The following is a 6204-nucleotide window of genomic DNA, read 5'->3' as shown; positions in this document are numbered from 1 at the left end:
TGATGACGTTAAGATAAGCGTTCATCGGGTAATATGCCAGGGCCTTGTTTTTTTTAATAAAAAAATTGCTGTATACTGGCTTTTTATACAGCTGAACATGAACAAAAAATTACTTTTTTTAACGCTTGCCTATAGTGTAGGAACGGCAATGGTGGCCCACGCACAACAATCGTCCTATGTAAGTATTTTACCGGGCGATGATGCGGCCACCATTATCCGTAAAGCCGCCAATGTACGTCCTACGGAACGGCAGCTGCGCTGGCAGGAACTGGAAGTCACCGGTTTCCTTCATTTTGGTATGAACACTTTTACAGAAAGGGAATGGGGAGATGGAAAAGAATCTCCTTCGCTTTTTAACCCCAGCGAGCTGGATGCTACCCAATGGGTACGGGCTGCCAAAGCCGGCGGTATAAAACAAGTGATCCTGACAGCTAAACATCACGATGGTTTTTGTTTATGGCCCAGTAAGTATACAGCACACTCCGTAAAAAACAGTCCCTGGAAAAATGGCAAAGGAGATGTGGTCAAAGAAGTAGCAGATGCCTGTCATAAAGCAGGCATGGGCTTCGGCGTATATCTGTCGCCGTGGGACAGAAACTCCCCGGTATATGGCTCCGATGCTTACAATGATTACTTTGTTAACCAGCTAACGGAACTCTTAACCAACTACGGCCGCGTGGACGAAGTATGGTTTGATGGCGCCAATGGCGAAGGTCCCAATGGAAAAAAGCAGGTCTACGATTTTCAGCGTTGGTATACCCTCATCCGTAAATTACAACCCGGCGCCGTGATTGCGGTAATGGGACCGGATGTACGCTGGGTAGGCACCGAATCAGGTTATGGCAGAAGCACCGAATGGAGTGTAGTGCCAGCTAATAACTTAGATCAAAACGCAGTAGCTGCTTTATCACAAAAAGAGCTGCTGATCAAACCTTCTGGATACGGTAACGGCGAAGATATGGGCAGCCGCGATGCGCTATACAAAGCCAACAGCCTGGTATGGTATCCTGCCGAAACGGATGTATCTATCCGGCCAGGATGGTTTTATCACAAACAGGAAGATGAGAAAGTAAAATCACCGGAAAAACTGCTGGATATCTACTTTAATTCCGTAGGAAAAAATGGGGTATTACTTCTCAATATCCCACCGGATAAACGAGGACTGATAGCCGATAGCGACGTAAAAAATCTCACGGCATGGAAAAATTCGATTGATCGCATCTTCTCCGAAAACCTGCTTAGTAAGGCAACCATCACTGCCAGCAATAATAAAAATACAAAGGCCCTCGCCGATGCTAACAAAAATACCTACTGGACGACCAAAGATAAAGACACCACCGGCACCATTGAATTCGATCTGGGTAAGGTACAAACATTCAATGTATGTCGCCTGCAGGAATACATCCGGAAAGGACAACGTGTAGAAAACTTTGTGCTGGAATATAAGGCGGGCAACGAATGGAAGGAAGCCACCAAAGGCACCACCATTGGTTATAAGCGGATGCTCACCTTCCCGGATGTGAACGCACAATTTGTGAGATTGCGTATCACTTCCTCCCGTACGGAACCGATGATTTCGGAGATGGGGATTTTTAGGCAGCAGCAATAACGACGAATTTTCTCAAACACATTGAAATCATAAAAAAGCGCGTTACCTTTTTTCAAAGTAATGCGCTTTTTTTATGACCTATCGCCCTCCTATTACCCAAGCCCCGCCATCTTCTGCTGAATAGTTCGTTTATCCGTACCCGTTTTAGCCAGCATTAATGCCTCCTGCAAATGCTGCATCGCTTTAGCGTTATCAATACCCGTGTATAACTCACCGAGCAGCACAAAATAATAATGATTGCCCGAGAGCTGCAACTTTTCCGCTTCTGCAATAGCCGCTTCTTTTCCTTTCACCTTTGAGAGCGCATAGGTTCTGTTCAGCGCCGCTATGGGCGAATATACCATTTGCAATAAACGATTGTAGAGCTGCAAAATATTTTCCCACTTCTCCGGCGTATCTGTTTTCTGTGTATTCCAGTAAGCAATAGTTGCCTCCACATGGTAGCGTGACATATGCTTTCCTGCGGATGCGGCGTGTAAGAAATAGGCGCCCCGGGCAATGAGTGCTTCGTTCCAGCGGGATTCGTCCTGGTCCTGGTATAATACGATTTCACCGTTTTCACTCTTCCGCGCTTCAAAGCGGGAGGCGTGAAAACACATCAGTGAAAACAGTGCCTTAACGCGGGGCAGGTTGGTGGGTGCATGTTCAATCAACAAATAAGTCAGGCGCATGGCTTCCAGGCAAAGATCTTCCCGCAGCACCACATCCTGTGTTTCAGAATAATACCCTTCGCTGAATAACAGGTATAATGTCATCAGTACGGTATCCAGCCGGTTATTGATTTCTGTTTTGCCGGGAAACAGGATCTCTACTTTTTCCAGGCGCAACTTTTCTTTGGCCCGGAAAAGCCGTTTGTTGACGGTTTCTTTACTGGTTAAAAATGCGTTGGCTATTTCCTCGATACCAAACCCACAGAGGATACGAAGGGCCAGGCCGATTTGCGCTTCCACCGGAATAGCAGGGTGACAAATAGCAAAGAGCATCTGCAACTGGCTGTCTGCTATATTTTTTTCGGATAAGTTAATGTCCATTTCCGCGGCTTCCGGGGAGTTACTTTTTATTTGGATAGCAATTTTTTCGGCAAAAAGCTGGTTTCGTTGCAGATAATTTTTGGCTTTGTTTTTAGCCACGAGATACAACCATGCGGTGGGGTTTTCCGGAATCCCTTTGTAGGGCCATGATTCCAGTGCGGCCAGAAATGTTTCGCTGGCCAGGTCTTCAGCGATCTCCATATGTTCCATACCAAACACTTTACAGAGGACAGCTGTAATTTTCCGGAATTCTGACCGGAACAAATGCGGTATCAAATCAGGTTGCATCATTCGAACAAAGAGGCGATAACAACAATAACTTTTATGCAATTATTGTTGTTATCGCCTCTATTTACTTTTTAATGAACACCATCTGACTTGGCAATTTTACGGACTTCTACCGTATTGCCTTCTCCCTGTAAAATAGGACAGCCTTTTGCAAATTCCACGGCTTCTTCTACGGAGTTACCTTTTACGATAATGTATCCGCCAATGGTTTCTTTGATTTCGCCAAAAGGACCATTGGTGACCATTTGGTTGGAATGTACGATCCTGGCGTCGTCGAAAGGCAGTCCGTTGCCGCCGCTGAATTTGTTCTGGGCAGCAATACCGCCAATCCAGTCCATCGTTTGCTTCATCCAAATCTGCATTTGCTCCGGAGAAGCGATCTTTTTGCCGTCCTGATGTCTGAAAATTAACATAAACTCATCCATGTCTTTAAGTTTTTAGCGTTCCTGAATAATGACTATACCTTCATAACAAATGGAATTTCCCCGATTGGACAAAGTGCATCCATCTTTTAAACTGCCTGCTGGTATTCTATATGATACTTCAGGTCGGCCAGTCGTTGTTTTACATTACTTTCCAGGTGACGCGTGATAAATTTAGCCAGTAGGGTAAACGGAAACCTGACGGCAAAAGAATATAGAAAGATGACTTCGGTAGTATGAAGATCGATGGCTTTAAAGGTCCATGAGCCCAGAAATGATTTAAACATATAGGGTCCTTTCCTCATCCTGACGGCGGTTACTTTAGGCGGATTGTAGGTCACATACTCTGTTACCATCCCCAGACCGTTTTGCGCCACACAATAGGCCTTTACGCCTTTACCGGCCGTACTGGCGCCATCCATCAGGTCGGCCTTTTTGAGGAAGCTATCCCATTGAAGTCGTTTGCCATAATCCTGCGTATAGTCAAAAACGTTCGCAGCACTTGCCTTGATCCGGATAGCCGCGGTAAATTTGATTACTTGCATAACGGGAGCCTGTTTTTAATGACGTGGTTGATTTGCTAAACGCGAGGGCGGAGGCACCCTACAGTGAACAGATATTTGCAACAGCTACTTAAGATACATCTTTCCGGTGAAAAAACGAAGCACAAAATTAGCCGACTCCCTCGCTAAAACAAAGGAAAAAGCTACATTCGTGATCATCAACCAACAAGTAGCTGAGCATGAACAGGTGGCCTATTGCCTTTCTTTTTGTTATTCAATTTTTTTTCTCTGCCAACATCCTTGCACAGGCAATGCCTGCCGGTCTTGGCCTCCCGGAAGTAATACACTACACCCGGCAGGAATACAATGCATATAAACAAAACTGGTGTGTAGCGCAGGATGCGCAGGGACAAATCTATGTGGCGAACTCCCGGGGCCTGTTACGTTTCGACGGCAGCGAATGGCAACTCTATCATCTCCCCTACCGGCAAATTGTAAGGTCGGTAGCGGTAGACAGCCACAATAAGATTTATACCGGCGGATTTGCAGAATTCGGCTACTGGGAAAAATTACTCAATGGCAGGTTGCAGTATCACTCGCTCAGCAGCGGTATTACCGATAGTGTTTTCCGGAGAGAAGAAATATGGAATATTCTGCCAGCCAACGATAATGCCGTGATCTTTCATTCTTTTTCCCGCATCTACCAATGGAAGAAAAACCACCTTACCACCACCGTTACGCCTTCGCCCATCAGCTTTATACATTATGTGGCAGGGCGCTACCTGATGGGATGCAAAGGCATCGGTCTATTTGAATATAAAGACAATGCCTTAACGTTTATCCGTGGCAGTGAAGTAATGAAAGGCATGAACATTGCCGGCATCTTACCCTATGCACTCGATAAGATCCTGATCTGTACTACCAAAAATGGGTTGTTTCTCTATGATGGCAGCAGCTTTACACCCTTTTCTTCTGCCGCCGGCGACTTCCTCAAAATTAATGAAGCCAACCGCTGTTTACGGATCAATGAAAACACGTTTGTATTTGGCTCTATCTTAAATGGTATTATTATTACCGATGGCCTGGGTCATATCCTTCAGCACCTCCATCAACGCAATGCGCTACAGAATAATACGGTACTGGGATTGTTTCCGGACAAAGCCGGTAATCTGTGGGCCGCCCTGGATCAGGGTATTGACCAGGTGGTGCTGCAATCGCCCTTTCTTCACTACAAAGATATTGAAGGTAAACTGGGAACGGTGTACAGCGCCGCTTTGTATCAGGATAGATTTTACCTGGCCACTAACCATGGCCTGTTTTGTATGGCGCCAGGCGACAAAGATTTTACATTGCTGCCTGAATTAAAAGGGCAGGTATGGAACCTGGTAGAATACGACCATCAGCTGATCTGCGGCCACAATGCGGCCACCTATCGCATTCATGATAAACAGGTAGAAAAAATATCGGATGTACCCGGCGGCTGGACCTTCAAGCCATTGCTCCAATACCCCGGCTATTATATACAAGGCAATTATCTTGGACTGGATATTTACAAACGGAACGATGCGGGAAAGATTGTTTACCATCATCATATAGCCGGTACCGATGGCATTGCCGCCAAAGGATTGGTGGAAGATAAAAACGGAAACATCTGGGTAAGACATGCCTACATGGGTTTATTTAAAATAACCTTGGCGCCTACACTGGACAAGGCCCTCCGCATAACACCCATGGAAGCAATGCAGGGGCTGCCCGTACCCGGTAAGTTGAACCTGTTGAGCTACCAGGGCAGCATCCGGATTGTATCACCCGACAAAGGCATTTTTTATGAAGCCACGCCGGGGACCTTTAAACCAGACACCCTGCTGAATCGTTTACTGTTGCCGCTGGGCAGTATTCGCCGGATTATGAAGGCAGATGAACAACACTGGTGGGTGATCAATAACGACAACAAACTAACCTTGCTTACCTGGCAGTCGCCCAACAATTTGCATATACAGCCACTGCGGCACCGGAATGTATTTATGGTCAACGATTTTGAAAACCTTTACCAGTTTGGCGACTGGACCTTTTTCTGTACGGAAGACGGCTTCTCCCTGTATAATCTCGCGGTGGCCGGCAACATCCGTCAGCCGGAAGTGCTGCCAGCCATACAATCTGTATTGGTAATCACCGACACCCAGCGCACCGCCCTTTCCGAAGCCACTGCCGCCAGTCTTTCCAGCAAACAAAATAACTTCCAGTTTAAATTCGCTACGGCATCCTATGACCAGCTACCCCGGTACGCCGTAAAAATGGAAGGACTGGAAGGACATGAACAATGGAGCAGCTGGAGCGCATTGCCCTATAAA

The 6204-nt window shown here is 46.3% G+C and carries 5 protein-coding genes; 2 read left to right on the top strand and 3 right to left on the bottom strand.

All coding sequences use genetic code 11. The features are described from left to right. Window positions 1-1609, top strand: a 1609-nt coding sequence (locus tag VIP81_RS04245; protein ID WP_331957231.1) for an alpha-L-fucosidase, incomplete at its 5' end; no start/stop codon positions are given. A 92-nt stretch (window positions 1610-1701) separates the two neighbouring features. On the opposite strand, the gene VIP81_RS04240 is transcribed toward VIP81_RS04245, so the two are convergent. The 3 genes from VIP81_RS04240 to VIP81_RS04230 form a co-directional block, all read right to left on the bottom strand. Next, on the bottom strand, window positions 1702-2928 hold the full coding sequence (locus VIP81_RS04240) for an RNA polymerase sigma factor (RefSeq protein WP_331957232.1): 1227 nt from the start codon (window positions 2926-2928) through the stop codon (window positions 1702-1704). Between the two features lie 71 nt (window positions 2929-2999). Continuing rightward, complete coding sequence (locus VIP81_RS04235) at window positions 3000-3353, bottom strand: YciI family protein (protein WP_331957230.1); 354 nt, start codon at window positions 3351-3353, stop codon at window positions 3000-3002. Between the two features lie 86 nt (window positions 3354-3439). Beyond that, the gene (locus VIP81_RS04230; RefSeq protein WP_331957229.1) at window positions 3440-3895 is read right to left on the bottom strand and encodes an SRPBCC family protein; all 456 of its coding nucleotides are present in this window, start codon (window positions 3893-3895) and stop codon (window positions 3440-3442) included. A gap of 197 nt (window positions 3896-4092) precedes the next feature. Here VIP81_RS04230 and VIP81_RS04225 point away from each other — a divergent pair. Beyond that, on the top strand, window positions 4093-6204 hold a 2112-nt coding region (locus VIP81_RS04225; RefSeq protein WP_331957228.1), incomplete at its 3' end, for a hypothetical protein.

It is taken from the genome of Chitinophaga sp. (genome assembly GCF_036566945.1).
GTDB lineage: Bacteria > Bacteroidota > Bacteroidia > Chitinophagales > Chitinophagaceae > Chitinophaga.
The sequence above is the reverse complement of the archived record's forward strand: the minus strand, read 5'-3'. Positions and strand labels throughout refer to the sequence as shown.